The sequence below is a fragment of the Methylobacterium sp. J-118 genome, from assembly GCF_057836565.1.
Genome location: NZ_JBYQFA010000001.1, coordinates 1,173,987 through 1,191,495, shown reverse-complemented (window position 1 = coordinate 1,191,495; position 17,509 = coordinate 1,173,987). Strand labels below are relative to the sequence as shown.

Annotated in this window: 20 protein-coding genes; all 20 read left to right on the top strand. The window is 70.2% G+C overall.

What is annotated here, in order from left to right:
• Positions 1-52 precede the first annotated feature (52 nt).
• Positions 53-1,159: a chemotaxis-specific protein-glutamate methyltransferase CheB gene (cheB, locus tag AC3IF3_RS05810; RefSeq protein ID WP_489227786.1), complete on the top strand. Its 1,107-nt coding sequence runs from the start codon at positions 53-55 to the stop codon at positions 1,157-1,159.
• Positions 1,149-1,766: a HEAT repeat domain-containing protein gene (locus AC3IF3_RS05805; RefSeq protein WP_489227785.1), complete on the top strand. Its 618-nt coding sequence runs from the start codon at positions 1,149-1,151 to the stop codon at positions 1,764-1,766. Before cheB ends, AC3IF3_RS05805 begins: the two co-directional genes overlap by 11 nt.
• Entirely contained in the window at positions 1,763-2,641 is an 879-nt protein-coding gene (locus tag AC3IF3_RS05800) for a CheR family methyltransferase (RefSeq protein WP_489227784.1), read from the top strand. The genes AC3IF3_RS05805 and AC3IF3_RS05800 overlap by 4 nt, the downstream gene beginning before the upstream one ends.
• Positions 2,642-2,648: 7 nt before the next feature.
• A complete protein-coding gene (locus AC3IF3_RS05795) occupies positions 2,649-3,026 on the top strand; it encodes a response regulator (protein WP_489220065.1) in 378 nt (125 codons plus the stop codon).
• Positions 3,023-5,653 carry a chemotaxis protein CheA gene (locus AC3IF3_RS05790; protein ID WP_489227783.1) on the top strand — a complete coding sequence of 877 codons (2,631 nt, stop codon included), beginning with the start codon at positions 3,023-3,025 and terminating at the stop codon, positions 5,651-5,653. Before AC3IF3_RS05795 ends, AC3IF3_RS05790 begins: the two co-directional genes overlap by 4 nt.
• Positions 5,653-5,802 carry a hypothetical protein gene (locus tag AC3IF3_RS05785; protein ID WP_489227781.1) on the top strand — a complete coding sequence of 50 codons (150 nt, stop codon included), beginning with the start codon at positions 5,653-5,655 and terminating at the stop codon, positions 5,800-5,802. The genes AC3IF3_RS05790 and AC3IF3_RS05785 overlap by 1 nt, the downstream gene beginning before the upstream one ends.
• A gap of 98 nt (positions 5,803-5,900) precedes the next feature.
• Positions 5,901-6,695, top strand: coding sequence for a ParA family protein (locus AC3IF3_RS05780; protein ID WP_489227779.1), 795 nt, complete (start codon positions 5,901-5,903; stop codon positions 6,693-6,695).
• A gap of 10 nt (positions 6,696-6,705) precedes the next feature.
• Positions 6,706-7,080: a response regulator gene (locus tag AC3IF3_RS05775; protein ID WP_489220061.1), complete on the top strand. Its 375-nt coding sequence runs from the start codon at positions 6,706-6,708 to the stop codon at positions 7,078-7,080.
• 2 nt (positions 7,081-7,082) lie between these two features.
• On the top strand, positions 7,083-8,312 hold the full coding sequence (locus tag AC3IF3_RS05770; RefSeq protein WP_489227777.1) for a methyl-accepting chemotaxis protein: 1,230 nt from the start codon (positions 7,083-7,085) through the stop codon (positions 8,310-8,312).
• Positions 8,313-8,407: 95 nt separating this feature from the next.
• A complete protein-coding gene (locus tag AC3IF3_RS05765) occupies positions 8,408-8,791 on the top strand; it encodes a response regulator (protein ID WP_489220059.1) in 384 nt (127 codons plus the stop codon).
• Between the two features lie 8 nt (positions 8,792-8,799).
• On the top strand, positions 8,800-9,657 hold the full coding sequence (locus AC3IF3_RS05760; RefSeq protein ID WP_489227775.1) for an STAS domain-containing protein: 858 nt from the start codon (positions 8,800-8,802) through the stop codon (positions 9,655-9,657).
• Positions 9,657-10,046: an STAS domain-containing protein gene (locus tag AC3IF3_RS05755; RefSeq protein ID WP_489220057.1), complete on the top strand. Its 390-nt coding sequence runs from the start codon at positions 9,657-9,659 to the stop codon at positions 10,044-10,046. The genes AC3IF3_RS05760 and AC3IF3_RS05755 overlap by 1 nt, the downstream gene beginning before the upstream one ends.
• Positions 10,024-10,479, top strand: coding sequence for an ATP-binding protein (locus tag AC3IF3_RS05750; protein ID WP_489227773.1), 456 nt, complete (start codon positions 10,024-10,026; stop codon positions 10,477-10,479). The genes AC3IF3_RS05755 and AC3IF3_RS05750 overlap by 23 nt, the downstream gene beginning before the upstream one ends.
• Positions 10,476-10,904 (top strand): anti-sigma regulatory factor, encoded by a 429-nt coding sequence (locus tag AC3IF3_RS05745; protein ID WP_489227772.1) that lies wholly within the window; start codon positions 10,476-10,478, stop codon positions 10,902-10,904. The genes AC3IF3_RS05750 and AC3IF3_RS05745 overlap by 4 nt, the downstream gene beginning before the upstream one ends.
• Positions 10,901-11,500: a SpoIIE family protein phosphatase gene (locus tag AC3IF3_RS05740; RefSeq protein ID WP_489227770.1), complete on the top strand. Its 600-nt coding sequence runs from the start codon at positions 10,901-10,903 to the stop codon at positions 11,498-11,500. Before AC3IF3_RS05745 ends, AC3IF3_RS05740 begins: the two co-directional genes overlap by 4 nt.
• 6 nt (positions 11,501-11,506) lie before the next feature.
• A complete protein-coding gene (locus tag AC3IF3_RS05735) occupies positions 11,507-12,523 on the top strand; it encodes a sensor histidine kinase (protein ID WP_489227768.1) in 1,017 nt (338 codons plus the stop codon).
• Between the two features lie 609 nt (positions 12,524-13,132).
• Positions 13,133-13,399, top strand: a complete 267-nt coding sequence (rpsT, locus tag AC3IF3_RS05730) for a 30S ribosomal protein S20 (protein ID WP_243964963.1) — start codon at positions 13,133-13,135, stop codon at positions 13,397-13,399.
• A 487-nt stretch (positions 13,400-13,886) separates the two neighbouring features.
• Entirely contained in the window at positions 13,887-15,374 is a 1,488-nt protein-coding gene (gene dnaA / locus AC3IF3_RS05725) for a chromosomal replication initiator protein DnaA (protein WP_489231249.1), read from the top strand.
• Positions 15,375-15,645: 271 nt separating this feature from the next.
• A complete protein-coding gene (locus AC3IF3_RS05720) occupies positions 15,646-16,854 on the top strand; it encodes an acetyl-CoA C-acetyltransferase (protein ID WP_489227766.1) in 1,209 nt (402 codons plus the stop codon).
• Between the two features lie 120 nt (positions 16,855-16,974).
• Positions 16,975-17,481 (top strand): DUF2059 domain-containing protein, encoded by a 507-nt coding sequence (locus AC3IF3_RS05715; RefSeq protein WP_489227765.1) that lies wholly within the window; start codon positions 16,975-16,977, stop codon positions 17,479-17,481.
• The last annotated feature ends 28 nt before the right edge of the window (positions 17,482-17,509 follow it).

Genomic DNA, 17,509 nt, shown 5'->3' with positions numbered 1-17,509 from the left:
GGCGCCGCCCGGACCTGCGTCCCGCTCCCCCGTCACCCTGGCGAGACCCCGCATGATCCGCGCCCTCGTGGCCGATGATTCCGCGTTGATGCGCAGGCACCTCACGCAGCTCCTCGAGGCGGCGGGCGGCTTCACGGTTCAGACAGCCCGCAACGGCGTCGAGGTCCTGGAGGCGCTCCAGAGCTTCGATCCGCACGTGATCACCCTCGACGTCAACATGCCGGAGATGGACGGGATCACCTGCCTGTCGCGGATCATGAGCGAGGATCCGCGGCCGGTGGTGATGGTCTCGTCGCTGACCGAGGAAGGCGCCGAGACGACCCTGCAGGCGCTGAGCCTCGGGGCCGTCGACTTCGTCCAGAAGCCCGGCGGCACGATCTCCCTGTCGATCGACCGGATCCACCGCGAACTGCTGATGAAGGTCCGCAGCGCCGCGACCACCCGGGTCCGCCGCAGCACCGGCCTGCGCGGGCGCCTGGCCGCCCAGCGCCGCCGCGCTGAGCCGGAGCCGCAATCCCGGGTCGCCGTCGCGAGTGGGGGGCGCCCCGGGCTGGTCCTGGTGGGCGTGTCCACGGGCGGGCCCGGGGTGCTGGAGGAGATCCTGCCGCGCCTGCCGGCCGGTTTCCCCTGGCCGGTCCTGGTCGCTCAGCACATGCCCGGCAGCTTCACCGGGGTGTTCGCCCGCCGGCTGAACGACCTGTGCCCGCTGTCGGTGGTGGAGGTCGCCCGGCAGATGCCGGTCGAGCCCGGCACGGTCTACATCGCCAAGGGGGATGCCGACCTCGTCGTGACCCGCCGCGGCATCGGCTATTCCGCGACCCCGCTGCCGCAGAGCGACGACCATATCTGGCATCCCAGCGTCGCCCGCATGGTCGAGAGCGCGCTGGCCCTGCTGCCCGCCAACCGGCTGATCGCCGTGCAGCTCACCGGCATGGGCGACGACGGCGCCGAGGCCATGGCCCGGGTGCGCGCCGGCGGCGGCCTGACCATCGCGCAGGACGAGGAGACGAGCATCGTCTTCGGCATGCCGCAGGAACTGATCAAGCGCGGCGGGGCCAGCGTGGTCCTGCCGAGCGACGCGATCGCAGAGCAGCTCGTCAGGTGGCTCCGCGCTCCGGAAGCCGGCGCGCGAGTCGGGGAACGCCGCCGTGGCCCTTAAGAAACCGACCCTCCCGCCGAAGACCGAAGCCGGGGCGCCGCAGGTGGATCTCGCCGCCCTCACGGCCGCCCTCGCCGCCCCGGAGGGGGGCGAGCGGCGCCGGGCAGCCCGCGATCTCGGTGCCTTCCCGGAGGCCGGACCGCTCCTCTGCGCGCATCTCGGCCGCGAGCCGGCCGCCAGCGTCCGGGCGGTGATCCTGACGACGCTGATCCGGATCAAGTCCCCCGCGGTGGTCGAGGGCCTGCTGCCGCTGCTGCGCAGCGAGGACAGCGCCCTGCGCAACGCCGCGATCGAGGTGCTTCAGGAGATGCCCGCCGAGGTCGAGCCGCATGTCGCCGACCTGCTGGCCGATCCCGACAGCGACGTCCGGATCCTGACGGTCAACATGCTGAGCCTGCTGCCGCACCCGAAGGCGCCGACCTGGCTGGCCGAGGTCGTGGCGCGCGATTCCCATGTCAACGTCTGCGCGGCGGCGGTCGACGGCCTCGCGGAGATCGGCGACGCCAGCGCCGTCGCGCCGCTCCAGGCCCTGGCCGCGCGCTTCCCCGAGGTCCCCTTCATCCGCTTCGCGGCCGCAGCGGCGATCCGCCGGATCGGAGGCGCATGATGCAACTGCCCCGTTCCCTCGTGCAGACCGCCCCGGCGGTCGAGATCACCGAGGACGAGTACGAGAAATTCTACGAATACTTCTATCGTCGGACCGGTATCTCGTTCAGCGGCAAGAAGGAGTATTTCGTCGAGAAGCGTCTTTTCGAGCGGATCGCCAAGACCGGGAGCGACAGCTTCAAGGCGTACTTCACCCTGCTGCGTTTCCAGGCGTCCGGGGAGGAGCTGCAGCACCTCGTCAACCTGATGACGGTGAACGAAACCTATTTCTTCCGCGAGGACTATCAGTTCGATGCCCTGGTGCGTGGTATCCTGCCGGAGATCGCCCGGACGCGGCGGTCCGGTGGAACGCTGCGGATCTGGTCGATGCCGTGCTCGACCGGAGAGGAGCCGTACTCGATCGCGATCCAGATCCTGGAAAACTGGTCGCGGGCGGACGAGTTCGCCATCGAGATCACCGGGTCGGACATCGATTCCCGGGTGCTCGCCGATGCCCGCAAGGGGATCTACGGCAACCGCTCCCTGCAGCGGCTGTCACCGGAGCTCAGAAAGAAGTATTTCCGCGCGGTCGGCGACGATCAGTTCGAGATCCACCACGAGCTGCGCGGCTCCATCGAGTTCTCGATCGCCAACCTGTCCGATCCGATCCACATGCATCGCTACCGCGCGATGGACGTGATCTTCTGCCGCAATCTGCTGATCTATTTCGACGATATGTCCCGACGTGCCGCGGTCGAGGCGCTCTACGAATGCCTGACCCCGGGCGGGTTCATCTGCCTGGGACATTCGGAGAGTATGAGCCGGATGTCATCGATGTTCCTGCCGCGCAAGTTCGGCGACACGATCGTCTATCAAAGACCGATCGATCAGGATTGATACGGGCATGGCCGGCAAACGAATACTTGTCGTCGAGGACGGCATCACGATGCGGATGTTCTATCAGGACGTGCTCGGCCGGGCCGGGTTCGTCGTCGAGGAGGCCGCCAACGGGGTCGAGGGCCTGGAGAAGGCGCTGCTCGGCGGCTTCGACCTGATGATCGTCGACATCAACATGCCCAAGATGGACGGCTACGAACTGGTGTCCCGGATCCGCCGCGAGCCGTCGCTTCAGGCGATCCCGGTGGTCACGATCAGCACCGAGTCCAAGGACATCGACGCGACCCGGGCCTACGAGGCGGGCGCCAATTTCTACATCGTCAAACCGGCCGATCCCGTGCTCCTCGTCGAGACGGCGCGCCTGCTGACGGGTGCGCGGGCATGAGCAATCCCCTGCTGGCCCGGTTCATCCCCGAGGCGCGCGAGCTGCTGCAGGTCTCGGCCAGCGGGCTGCTGAAGCTGGAGCGGAACCCGACGGACGAGACCGCGATCAACGAGGTGTTCCGGGCTGTCCACACGATCAAGGGCTCGTCCGGCCTGTTCGACGCGGCGGCCCTGACCCGGCTGGTCCACGCCGCCGAGGATCTCCTTGGGGAGGTCCGGTCCGACGCGCTCCAGATCGACTCCGCCCTCGTCGACATGCTGCTCGACAGCCTCGACCAGGTCGGCCAGTGGATCGACGAACTCGAGCGGCGCGCCGTATTGCCGACGGATGCCGACATCGTCGCGCACCGGATGGCAGCGTCGCTGCGCCAGCGTCTGCGATCGCAGGACGGCGCGGCCGACGGCGCAGCGGCGGACGGCCCGCGGCACGGGGCTGGTCCGGCCTCCGTCGAAGACGTCGCGACCCTGCCGCCGGCGCTTCTCGCCCGCCTGCCGGCCACCGCTTGCCTCGACGCGTTCCGCCGCGCCTGCGGCGGCCAGGCGATCCACCTGGTCCGCTACGAGCCGGAGCCGGGCTGCTTCTTCAACGGGACCGATCCCCTCCAGGCGATCCAGCAGGTGCCGGACGCGCTGGTCCTCGACATCGCGCCCGCCGAACCCTGGGGGCCGCTCGAGGATCTCGATCCCTACCAGTGCAACCTGCACTTCGCTCTGCTGAGCACGGCGGCCCGGGCCGAGATCGAGCTGGCGATGCGCTACGAGCTGGACCGGATCACCATCGCCCCCGTGCGGCCCCGGGACCTGGTGCGGATCGCGGGCGAGGCCAGCGACGGTCCGATCTGGGACGACTTTCGCGAGGCGGCCACGGCCTTCCTCGCCGCCGGGCGCCATGACGACCTGCGCAACGCCGTGGCCGCTCTGCGCAGCGTCGCCGGGCCGACGCTCTGGCGCCGGCAGGCGCTCGACTGGCTGGACGCCGCCCTGTCGGCGCCTGAACCCGATCCGGCGCTCGTCGGCGCATTCGTGGCGGCCGCCGGCTCGGGCCGGCTCAATCCGGTCCCGGCGGCCCCAGCGCTCGCCGCCGTCCAGGCTCCGGCGCCGTCGGCCGCCGATCCGCGCCAGGAACTCGCCCAATCGGTCCTGGCGAGCCAGCACCGGGCGTTGGAGCGGACGGGCTACGATGCGGATCGCCTCGCCTCCGTCGGCACGGTGGTGGAGAACGTGCTCCTCAGCCTCGGCCGCGAAGCCGACCGCGCCGCGTTCCAGGCCGCGCTGGAGGCGGCCCGGGAGGGCCGCTCGGTCGCGCCCGTGCTGAGCGCCCTGTCGGCCGTGCTGGCGGGCGCCCCGCTCCAGCGCGCGGAGGACGCGCCCGCGCCCGCGGAGACGCGTCCGCAGACCTTCGCCGAGGAGGCCCCGCCGGCTCCGGCCCTGGGCGGAAAGGAGCCCGAGCAGCGCCTCGCGGCGAAATCCCTGAAGGTCGACCAGGCCAAGATCGACCTGCTGATGAACCTGATCGGCGAACTCGTCGTCTCGAAGAACGCCCTGCCGTTCCTCGCCAAGCGCGCGGAGGAGACCTACGCCTCGCGCGAGATGTCCCGCGAGATCAAGGAGCAATACGCGGTCATCGACCGGCTCGCCCAGGAGATGCAGGGCGCGATCATGCAGGTCCGCATGCTGCCGGTCTCCGAGATCTTCGACCGGTTTCCCCGGCTGGTGCGCGACCTCGCGCGCAAGCTCGGCAAGCGGATCGACCTCGCCCTCGAAGGCGAGGACACGGCCGCCGACAAGACCATCATCGAGGCGCTGGGCGACCCGCTGCTGCACATCGTCCGCAACTCGTTGGATCACGGCATCGAGTCGCCGGACGAGCGCCGGGCTGCGGGCAAGGCGACCACCGCCCGGATCCTGCTCAAGGCCCGCCAGGAGGCCGACAGCGTCATCATCGAGGTCCAGGACAACGGCCGCGGGATCGACCCGGCCCGGATCCGCGGCGCCGCGATCGCCAAGGGCGTGGTCGGCCAGGAGGAGGCCGACCGCCTCTCCGACCAGGAGGCGATCAACCTGATCTACCGCCCGGGCTTCTCGACGGCGGCGGAGGTCTCCGACCTGTCCGGCCGCGGGGTCGGGATGGATGTGGTGCTGACTACCGTGGAGAAGCTCGGCGGCCAGGTCACAGTGAGTTCCCGCATCGGCGAGGGAACGACGACGCGCCTCGCCCTGCCGCTCAGCATGGCGGTCACCCGGATCATGATCGTGGAGGCCGCCGGCAGCCTCTACGGCGTGCCGATGGACATGATCGTCGAGACCGTGCGGGTGCCGCGGGAGCGCATCCGGATGATCAAGAAATCCGAGACCTTCGTGCTGCGCGAGACGATCATCCCGCTGCTGCGCCTGTCGCGCCTGCTGAACCTGCCCGAGCAGCCCCGCGGCGAGGCCGACGCCGCCGTGCTGGTCTGCCACGTCAACGGCCGGCGGGCCGGGCTGATCATCGACAATTTCCGGGAGGGGATGGACGTGATCCTGAAGCCCCTGGAGGGCGTCCTGACCGGCATCGGCGGCTATGCCGGCACGACCCTCCTGGGGGATGGCCGCGTCCTCCTGGTCCTCGACCTCAGGGAGCTGCTGTGATGGCCATCCGGATCGTCCGCAGGACCGTCCACCTGGAGGGTCACTGCACCGTCGAGGAGGCCTTGCCGCTCCTGGAGGCCCTGCGCAGGCCGGGCGCCCACAAGGTCGTGCTGACCAAGTGCCAGGGGCTGCACGCCGCGATCCTGTAGGTCCTCGCCGCCGCCCGGCCGGCCGCCATCGCGCCGCCCGCCGATCCGGCGCTGGCCGGCCTCGTCATGCCGTTCCTGCAGGCGTCCGGAGCGGCCGCTTGACCACGATTCTGGCCATCTCGAACCGGAAGGGCGGCAGCGGCAAGTCGACGACCTCTGTCAATCTGGCGGCGGAGTGCGGCGCCCGGGGCCGGCGCACGCTGCTCGTCGATCTGGACACCCAGGGGCATGCCGGCCTCGGCTTCGGCATCGTGCCGGAGCGCGACACGACGACCGCCCACCACATCTTCACGACCCCCGATTTCGACCTGCTGGACGCCGTCCGGCCGACCGCCTCCGCGGGCGTGTCGGTCGTCCCCGCCGACCAGCTGTTCGACGGCACTACGGCCATGGACCGCAGCGCCTCGGCCTTGCAACGCGGCCTGCGCAGACCGGAGATCGCGGCGCGCTTCGACCTCGTGATCCTCGACACGCCGCCCTCGCTGGACATGATCCTGGTCAACGCCCTGGCGGCGGCCGACGGCGTCCTCGTGCCGATGATCCCCCACGCCCTGTCGGCCGAGGGCGTGCGGCAGCTGGCGCGGCTGTTCTTCCGCATCGCCACCACGGTGAACAGCGACCTGAAGGTGGTCGGCCTGCTGCCGGTGATGCTGAACGTGCACACCAACCACCACCGCGAGACCCTGCACGACATCGCCCGGGAATTCGGGATCGAGCGCGTGCTCACCGGGATCCGGACCGATATCCGCCTGGCGGAGGCCTTCGCCGCCCGCGAATCCATCCGGGACTACGCCCCGTCGAGCCGCGGCGCCGCCGATTACGGCCTGCTGGCCGACGAGCTGGCCGCCGTCTGGCAGGCCGATGCGGCGCCCGCAACCCACCAGCCATCTTAGGAGACGCGCGTTGGCCACGACGATCATGATTGTCGACGATTCCCCCACGATGTTGATGAGCATCGAGGGCATCCTGACCAAGGCCGGCCTCGGCGTCGTCAAGGCGGTGAGCGGCGAGGAGGCGGTGGCGACGCTGCAGGCGGGGACCAAGCCCAACCTGCTGATCACCGACCTCAACATGGGCGCGATGAACGGGATCGAGCTGATCCGCCGGGTGCGCAAGCTCCCGGGCCTGCAATTCATTCCGATCCTGATGCTGACCACCGAGTCCCAGCAGGACAAGCGCAACGAGGCGAAGTCGGCCGGTGCCACGGGCTGGATCGTCAAGCCGGTGGATCCCGAAGCGCTGCTCAAGGTGATCCGCCAGCTCGTCCCCGGAGCCTGATCGTGCCCTGGGTGCCTCCGCCGCGCGTGATCCGATGGGTGGGTCCGCTCTGCGCTGTCTTCACCGCCGTGGCGCTCGCCGCCATCGGTGCGGTCGCGTTCGGCCCCGCGCCGGGCGTCGCCGCCATCGCGGCGGCCGGCTTCGCGGCGAGCTGGGGGGCGAGCCGGGCCGCAGCAGCGGCGACCCGCCTGTCGATGGAGCCGGAGGCGCCGCCGCGCCCGGAGACCGTGTCGGCGGAGGTGTCCGCGGCGGATCGGCCGGACGCGGCCGGGGCGCCGGCCGCAGCCGGAGGCGCGGCGTTCCACGCCGCCCTGGCCGATCATTTCGCGGTCTATGACCGCCTGTTCGAGCGCGCCGCCACCGACACGGCCTCGGTGACGTCCGAGACCGAGGCCGCCGCCTACGACATCATGACCAGCCTCCGGGAGGTCGATGCCGCCATGACCGAACTCCTGGCCTTCCTCGACCTGTCCGGCTTCAACGCGCGGGTGATCGAGATCGTCGACCAGACCGACCAGCAGCTCGCCGAGAATCGTCAGTTGATCGGCGACTTCCTGGTCCGCCGCGACCAGGACGTGGTGGCCTGCCGGCAGCGCCTCGACGAGCTCGACGTCGCGACCGCGCAACTGACCCTGGCGACCGACGGCGTGCAGACCATCGCCCGCCAGACCAACCTGCTCGCCCTCAACGCCACCATCGAGGCGGCCCGGGCCGAGAAGGCCGGCGCGGGATTCGCCGTGGTGGCCAAGGAGGTCAAGGAACTCTCGGGCGCCTCCGCCGGCACCGCGACCCGGATCGCTCAGGATCTCGCCAGCCTGCGCGAATCCATCCGGGAGAATTTCTCCACGCTGGTGACCGACCGGGTCGAGAGCGAGCGCGGCGAACTCATGAAGATCGCCGCGGCGATCGCCAGCCTGACCGAGAACATGGAGCGCCTCGTCTCCCATCAGCGGGACACGCTGGTGAAGGTCCAAGAGGAGAGCGCCCGGATCGCGCAGCCGATCGTCCGGCTGATCGGATCGATTCAGTTCCAGGATGTCACGCGCCAGCGTCTTCAGCATCTCGAGGGTATTTTTGCTGCGGCCCGCACGCATCTGCATGCGCTGGACTTATCAAAATCCTTGACGAAATCTTGGCCTGACCCTAAGTCGTTTGCGGAGATCGCGCTCGCAGAAGGACCGTCTCCTCCAAGAAGCGTAATGAACCACAATAAAGATATAGAACTGTTCTAGATATTGCCAATGTTTTCCAATTTAACTTGCGCGCTTGGTTCGAAATTTGTGCTTCGCACGAACCATTCCTGTGCGTGCGACAGGAGGATTGATCCATGGCATCGGTTCTCCTGACGGATGACGTGCCGGTCGTGCGAATGACGGTCCGGCGGTTTCTCGAACGGGGTCAGCACACGGTCCAGGAATGCGGCTCCGCCGCCGAGGCGGAGGCGCTGCTGAGCGGCCGGCCGTTCGATATCCTGGTCACCGACCTGTGGATGCCCGGACGGGACGGCCTGACGCTGATCGGCTGGGTGAAGGCACACAGGCCCGGCCTGCCGATCATCGCGATCACCGGGGGGGCCCCGCGGGCGCCGCAGGTCTTCTCGATGGAGGAGGCCGCCCGCGTCGGGGCCGACCGCGTGCTCATGAAGCCGGTCGGCATGCAGGAACTCCTGGCCGCCGTCTCCGCCCTGGCCCCAGCGGCCGCCAAGGAGTGACCGAACTGATGCACGGCCTCGGACAAATCCTTCTCCAGAACCGGGCAGGCGTGCTCGACGCCTGGCTCGCACGGCTGCGCGACATCGCGCCGAAGGCGCAGCCCGCCTCAATGCAGCTGCTCAAGCTGGAACTCGGGACGCTGATCGAGAGGCTGACGGCCTATTTCCTCGCGGACGAAGGTGCGGGCACGGGCGAGGGGCCCGCCTTCAGAGCCGTCGAGGAGCAGGCCGCCACGATCAGTGCCGCCTGCGCCCGCGACGGCCTGACGCCGATGGAGACCGCCACGCTGATCCTGTCGCTGAAGACGATCGCGGGCGAGCTGCTCGACCGCGCCACCAGCGCCAAGGTGACCGAACTCTACACGATGCGCACCGCCCTCGACGCGGTGGTGGACAGGCTGGCGCTGGTCACCTTCGCGGCCTTCGTCGAGACGCGCGAGGAGATCATCAAGCGCCAGGGCCGGGCGCTCCTCGACCTGGCGACCCCGGCGCTGCCGATCTGGCGTCACATCATCCTGATGCCGCTCGTCGGGATCATCGACACCCAGCGGGCGCGGCAGGTGATGGAGTGGCTGCTGGAGGCGCTCGCCCGCGAGGAAGCGCATATCGCGATCCTCGACGTGACCGGCGTGCCGCTGATCGACAGCCGCGTCGCCCTGCACCTGACCAAGACCGTCGAGGCCGCGCGCCTGCTCGGCTCCCGGGTGATCGTCACCGGCATCAGCCCCGATGCGGCCCAGACCCTGGTGAAGCTCGACGTGGACCTGTCGAGCATGATCACCCGGGGGAGCCTTCGGTCCGGCCTGGCCGAGGCCTTCCGGCTCCTCGGCCAGCACGCCAAGGGCGCGACCGAGACGATGCTCTGATGCGCGTCCCCATCCTGCGGCTCGGCCGCGTTCTCCTCACCTCCCTGCCGGCCGACCTGACGGACCAGCAGGTGATGGACCTCCAGATCGACGCCCTCGCGCTGATCCAGGCCGGAAAGGCCGACGGCCTCGTGATCGACATCACGGCGGCCGATGTCGTGGATTCCTACATGGCCCGGATCCTCTCGGAGACGGCCAAGATGGTGCGGATCATGGGTGGGGTCGCGGTCCTGGCCGGCATGCAGCCCGCCGTGGCCCTGACGCTTGTCGAGATGGGCCCGGCCATGATCGACATGGAAACCGCCTTCGATCTCGAGGGCGGCGTGGCCAAGGTCGCTCGGCTGGTGGCGTCCCGCGGAGGTCGCCATGACACAGTCCCGACCGCCTGATCGACCCGGACCGGAACCGGGGACATCCGGCACCGCGACGCACGCGAGCGTCGACATCCGGATCCAGGACGACATCCTGCGGGCCCGCCAGGCGAGCCGCGCGGCCGCTGCGGCGATCGGGTTCGGCACCGTCGATCAGACCCGCCTGGCCACGGTCGTCTCCGAACTCGCCCGCAACACCCTGACCTATGCGGGCGGCGGCGCGTGCCGCGTGCTCACGCGGCTGACGGCGCAGGAGCGGAGCATCGTGATCGAGGTCGAGGATCAGGGCCCCGGGATCGCCGACGTCGCCGGCGCGCTGACCCGCGGATACTCGACCGGGGGCGGCCTCGGTCTCGGCCTCGCCGCCGTGCACAAGCTGATGGACGACATGACCATCGAGACCCGTCCGGGCCGCACGCTGGTGCGGGCAGCCATGACGAGGCGCCGATGAATCCGGAACCGGATGTCGCGCAGCCTGACGTGGTCACCGTGGCCGTGACGACCGAGATCGATGCCGCCGAGGCCCGGCAGGAAGCCCGCCGGCTCGCCCTGCGCCACGGCTTCGGCACCGTGCGGGCGCACGGCCTGGCGACCGCGGTCTCCGAACTCGCCATGAACCTCGTCCTCCACAGCGCCCGCGGCGGCCTGATCCGCCTGACCGCGCAGGGATCGACCGGTGCGGCCGTGATCGAGCTCGTCGCCGAGGATGACGGCCCGGGGATCCCCGATCTCGCGCTGGCCATGGAGGACGGCTTCTCCACCCGCGGCGGTCTGGGCTGCGGCCTCCCGGGGACGCGCCGCCTGGTCGATGCCTTCGCCATCACCTCAAACGTGGGGGAGGGGACGCGCATCGTCTGCCTGGTGCGGCGGCCATGAGCGCGGGTCCGCAGATCCCGAGCCCCCGGATCGCTGCGGCGACCCGGACCTATCCGGGCGAGACCGCGTGCGGCGACATGGTCGCCTGGTGGCGGGAGGGGGACGCCACGCTGGCCTGCATCGTCGACGGGCTCGGGCATGGGCCGGACGCCCACCATGCCGCCCGGAGCTTGCTGGCCTTGGTCGAGGGGCAGGCGGGGATCGAGCCGACGCAGCGGCTCGCCGTCGCCGACCGGGCCATGCGCCGCACCCGCGGTGCCGCGGCGGCGCTGGTGCGGATCGAGCCGGCCGCGAACACCATCACGGTGGCAGCGGTCGGCAATATCCAGGGCGCCCTGTTCTCCGCCCGCACGTTGCGCTTCGACGGCATGCCGGGCATCGTCGGCGGAGGCCTGCGCCCGCTCAAGCCCCTCATCCTTCCGTTCACCTGCGCCGACATCCTGGTCCTGTGGACTGACGGTCTTCGGCCGGTGGACCTGATGGCCGATCCGCACGCGGCGCGCGGCGATCCCGAGCGCCTCGCTGCGGACCTGATGGCCAGCCATGGACGCCAGAGCGACGATTGCGGCGTCCTCTGCGTCGCCTTCCGCGCGTGACGCCGCATGGACATGCTCCTGCAGCGCTACACCGACGGCATGGCCCGGTACGTCGCCACGGCGGACGAGGCCCCGCTCCTCGACATCGAGGAACTCGGCCGCCTGGCGATCACCGACGACATCTCCCTCGACGAGATCGCCGGCCTGCATGAGGGCGCCGCGCTGGCGCTGACCGACCGGGGCGTCCCGATCAACCGGCCGGAGGTCATCCGGCGCATGTCGGCCTGCCTGAGCGCCCTGATGGTCTCGGCGGCGGTGGCCTACCAGACCAAGATCGACCTGCTCGAGCGGCATCGGCAGCAGGAGCGCGACAGGACCGAGCGGGACCGGCAGCGCCTGGAGACCCTCGGCCAGTTCGTGGGCTCGGTGGCGCACGAACTCAACAACCTGCTCCAGCCCGTGCGCGGGATGACCGAGATCATGCTGGCCGATCTGCCCGGGAAGCCCCCGGAACGCGCCGACCTCGAAGTGGTGGAGGCCTGCGCGATCCAGGCGGTCGGCGTCATCCAGGGCATCCTCGGCTATGTCCGGCGCGAGGCGATCGCGCCCCAGCGCCTCGCCTTCGGCGCCGCGGTGGCGACCGCCTGCACCTTCATCCGGCCGGTGCTGCGCCAGCCGTTCGAGGTCCTGATCCACGACCGGGACAGCGAGGTCCTGGCCCTCCAGGGCGAGTTGACCCAGATCCTGCTGAACCTGCTCCAGAACGCCGTGCAGGCCGGGGCGACGCGCATGCGGGTCGAGGTCGACCGGATCGGCGGCGGCTGGGCGGGCGGCCGCGGCGGATCACGGCCGTCGATGCGGCTCCAAGTGAGCGACGACGGCCACGGGATGTCGGCCGCTGTCGCGGCGCACGCCCTCGACCCGTACTTCACCACGAAGGCGAGCGGCCAGGGCACCGGCCTCGGGCTCGCGATCGTCAGGAGTATCGCGCTCGGCTGGTCGGGCGACCTGCAGCTCCAGTCGGAGCCGGAGCGCGGAACCACCGTGACCCTGCTGCTTCCGGTCGCTGGACCTCATGGGTGATCGCACGCATCGCTCTGTCGGCGCAGGTCGCCTCCAAACCCGAGCCGTCGGCGACTGTCGCATCGGCCGGCCGGGCCGTGTCCGGCTGGATTGCGTCGTTCGGGGGCGCGAATGGTTTGCGGATCCGATTCGCTGCCGGGCGTTCCTGGGAAACCGGGATGCCGTCAGCCGAGTCGGCGGATCTGCCTGCGTGTTCGGTCGCGCCGTGTGGTGTTCCGGTCGATGCCGCCTGGACGGTTGCACCGCGGGGCAGGTTCTGCGCGGCAGCGCCGCGACGATTGCGGCGGCCCGTCGGGCCGTTCAAGCGCGTCGCGGGAGCGTGAGCGCCGCCGCGCGGCGCCGCGGGCTCGGCCCGACGACGGACGGGGCGCCGCCCGCTCGAATCCCTGCGCCGTGCCGCATCACCCGGTGGGTGACCGGCGACCCGGCTGCTCTGCCGCGGGAGGTGCGTTGACGCGACACCGCACCGTGTCTATAGAGCGCGCTTCGCCGAGAGGCCGCGCCTTCGCGCGCGCTGCGTCGCGGCCATCGCCAGACAACCTGACGCGACGACCGATTTCCGGCAGAGCCGGCCCGTCGGCATCGCCCGACGAAGAGAACGAGGATTCCATGGCCAACACCGCTTCGGCCAAGAAAATGACCCGCAAGATCGCCAAGCGCACGGCGATCAACCGCTCGCGTCGCTCGCGCATGCGCACCTTCGTCCGCAAGGTCGAGGAGGCGATCGCCTCCGGCAACCAGCAGGACGCGCTCACCGCCCTGCGCGCCGCCGAGCCGGAGATGATGCGCGCTGCCCAGCACGGCATCGTTCACAAGAACAACGTGTCGCGGAAGGTTTCGCGGCTGGCCGCCCGGGTGAAGGCGCTCGCCGCCTAAACCACCCCTAAAATCGAGACGTCCTGAAGCCCGGCTCCCTGAGCCGGGCTTTTTTCTTGCCCGCATCCCCGCCGACCGGACGCCCGGGGGCCCGAGCCGGCCGGAAGCGTTAACCCTATCCAAGAATCGGCGACATTGCAGAGTCAATGCACGGCGTGTAGTTTAACAAAAACTGACACCGTTCAAGCAAAACAGCGCAATTTCGGGACTCAGGCGAATCAATCCGATTCGCCAAGACTCTAGCGCGGCGGGTCAGCACCCGCCGAAACACTTCCGGATGGGAATCCGCGCCGTCCCCGCAAGTCCCACTGTTAAAGGAACCGTAGGTAATTGTTGATAGGCTCTCCCAATCGGCAAAAGTTCCTCGTTATGGGCTTGACTCCGTTCGGGGGACCCTGTCCCGCCCGTTCGTGCGGGACTCTGAGGGCGTAATTCGTGCGTACGCGCCGCCTGCGGGACTCCGGGGGCAGCGTTGGGAGAGCCAATGATGCGTGTCGACGGAACTGTGGCGAGCGACGACGAAGGCGGCCGCAACGGCGGCGGCACCATGGATTACGGATCCGCCTGGGCGCGCGTGAAGCGCCGCCTGCGCGCAGAGCTCGGCGAGGATGTCTTCGCGAGCTGGTTCGCCCGTCTTGAGCTGGAGGCGGTCGCCGGCGGCACGGCGCGTCTGACGGTGCCGACCCGCTTCCTCAAGAGCTGGATCGAGTCGCACTACCTCGACCGCGTGCTCAATACCTTCAAGGCCGAGGTCGAGGAGATCGCGCGGATCGAGGTCGGCGTGCGCGGCACCGGCGCTCCGGTCCGCACCGTCTCCACGGGGGCGCCGAAGGCAAATCCGGCCAGCGGGCCGCTCGCCCGTCTGCACGCAGCCGGTACGCCCGTGTCGGTGCCCGCGATCGCCCCGGAGCCGCGCCCCGCGGAGAGCGGCGATCTCAGCGGCACGCCCCTGGATGCGCGGCTGACCTTCGCGAGCTTCGTGATCGGCCGCTCCAACGCCCTGGCGCACGCCGCCGCCGAGCGGGTCGCCGCCCACCAGGGGGAGGGCGCGCTCTACAACCCGCTCTACCTCCATGCCGGCGTGGGCCTGGGCAAGACCCATCTCCTGCACGGCATCGGCCACGCCGCCCGCGAGGCTGGGCGCCGGGTCATCTACCTGACCGCCGACCGGTTCATGTATGGCTTCGTCAACGCCCTGAAGACGCAGTCGGCGCTGGCCTACAAGGAGCGCCTGCGCGGGATCGATCTCCTGATCCTCGACGACGTGCAGTTCATCCAGGGCAAGTCGATCCAGGCCGAGTTCGGCCACACGATCAACGCGCTGATCGATGCCGGCCGGCAGGTGGTGGTCGCCTCGGACCGCCCCCCGACCGAGCTCGAGGCCCTCGACGAGCGGGTCCGCTCGCGCCTGGGCGGCGGCCTCGTGGTCGAGATCACCGCCCTGGACGAGGCGCTGCGCGTCTCGATCCTGTCGGCGCGCCTCGCCGCCGTGCGGGCCTCGCATCCGGGCTTCGACGTCTCGCCGCAGGTGGCGACCTACGTGGCCCGGGCGATCACCGCCAACGGCCGCGACCTCGAAGGCGCCGTGAACCGCCTGCTCGCGCATGCGACCCTCACCGGCACCGCCGTGACGATGGAAACCGCCGAGAGCGCGATCCGCGACCTCGTGAAGAATCGCGAGCCGAAGCGCATCAAGATCGAGGACATCCAGAAACTGGTCGCCTCGCGCTACAACGTCTCCCGCTCGGATATCCTGTCGGAACGGCGCACCGCCGCCGTGGTCAAGCCGCGCCAGATCGCCATGTACCTCTCGAAGGTGCTGACGCTGCGCTCGCTCCCGGAGATCGGCCGCCGATTCGGCGGGCGCGATCACACCACGGTCCTCCACGCGGTGCGCAAGATCGAGAAGCAGATCGGCGAAGATTCGGTGCTCGGCGACGAAGTCGAGCTGCTGAAGCGGATGCTCCAGGACTAGTTGAAGGCTCGCCCCTGATCCGGAGCCGACCTGCGCATGACTGCGCGGGTCGGCTCCGGCAGGGGAGCTGATCCGTGTGCGGCGCCGTCCTGATCCGGGCCCGCCGCAGATAAACGTCTCAGAACACCTGCGCTGTCACGCGCTCTCCGCCGTCTCCGTGCAGTCGGGGCTGGCCGAGGGCGCGTGCGCCGTGGCAGACTGGCGTGAGCCGAGACGGCCCTGTAAGGCCGCGTCGCCGCGAGGCGAGAACGGGGACCCCGGGGGAGTGCTGATGACGGACGCCTTCATCTACGACCACGTTCGCACGCCGCGGGGGCGCGGCAAAGCGGACGGCTCCCTCCACGAGGTGACGGCGCTCCGCCTCGCCGAGACGGCCTTGCGCGCCCTCAAGGACCGCAACGGGCTCGACACCCACCTCGTCGACGACGTGATCCTGGGCTGCGTCGACCCCGTGGGCGAGGCGGGCGGCGACATCGCCCGGGCCGCGGCCCTGGTGGCCGATTACGGCGCCCATGTCCCCGGCGTGCAGATCAACCGGTTCTGCGCCTCCGGCCTCGACGCGGTGAACTTCGCCGCCGCCCAGGTCATGAGCGGCCAGCATGCGATGGCGGTGGGTGGCGGCGTCGAAGCGATGAGCCGCATCGGCATCGGCGCCTCGGGCGGCGCCTGGCCGGTCGACCCGGCGATCGCCATCAAGTCCTACTTCATGCCGCAGGGCATCTCGGCCGACCTGATCGCCACCAAGTACGGCTTCAGCCGGGACGATTGCGACGCCTACGCGGTCCGCTCGCAGGCGCGCGCGGCGCGATCCTGGGCCGAGGGGCTGTTCGACCGGTCCGTAGTCTCGGTCCGCGACGTGAACGGCATCACGCTGCTCGACCGCGACGAGCACATGCGGCCGGGCACCGACATGCAGTCGCTGGCCGCGCTGAAGGCGTCCTTCGTCCAGATGGGCCAGATGGGCGGATTCGATGCTGTGGCCATCGACGCGCATCCCGACGTGGAGGCGGTGGATCACGTCCACCACGCCGGCAACTCCTCCGGCATCGTCGACGGCGCGGCCGCCGTTCTGATCGGCTCGCGGGCGGCCGGCGAGGCGGCCGGCCTGCGCCCGCGCGGCCGGATCCGGGCCTTCGCCAATATCGGCTCCGATCCGGCGCTCATGCTCACCGGGCCGGTGGACGTGACCCGCAAGGTCCTGGCGCGGACCGGGATGAGCCTGTCCGATATCGACCTGTTCGAGGTCAACGAGGCCTTCGCGGCGGTGGTGCTGCGCTTCTGCCAGGCCTTCGACCTCGACCCGGAGGCGGTCAACGTCAACGGCGGCGCCATCGCCCTGGGCCACCCCCTCGGGGCGACGGGGGCGATGATCCTGGGCACCGCCCTCGACGAGCTGGAGCGGACCGGCAAGGAGCGCGCCCTGGTGACGCTGTGCATCGGCGCCGGCATGGGCACCGCCACGATCATCGAGCGGGTCTGACGGCACCCCGGCACGGGAGCGGCGTGGCGCCGCTCCCCAAAGGCCTGGAACGCTGATAGAGGCGCGGGCGACGATCGGCCCGGCCCCGGGCCGGACGATAAATCGATGGGAGACAAGCCCTTGAACCGCCTGATCGCGACGCTCTGCCTGGGCGCCACACTGAGCCTGCCGCTCGCCGCCCGCGCCGACGAGACCGCCGACCGTGTCGCCGCGGCGACCGCCCTCGTGAACAAGACCCTAATCAAGAACCTCCAGACCGGCTTCAACGTCGCCCTGGAGAAGACCGTGGCGCCGATGCCGGAGGCGCGTGCCGAGTCCGTGCGCAAGGAACTCACCGACGAGTTCGATAAGCAGCGCGGCATCATGGTCGAGGGGCTGTCGAAGGAATACGCGCAGAAGTTCACGCTGGCCGAGCTGAAGCACCTCGACGAGATCTATGCCGACCCGACCTACCTCAAGTTCCAGACCATGAACGCCGATCCCAATTCCGCGGCGACGGCGATTTCCCAGAACTCGGTGACGAAGCTGCTCAACATGCTGGCGGTTGCCTCGGCGACCGACAACACGCCGAAGCCCGGTGCGCCCCCGGTGCCGCCCGCTGCGGCGCCCGCCCCGGCGCAGAAGTAGGCGATGGGCGCCGCGCGCGACCGGCTGG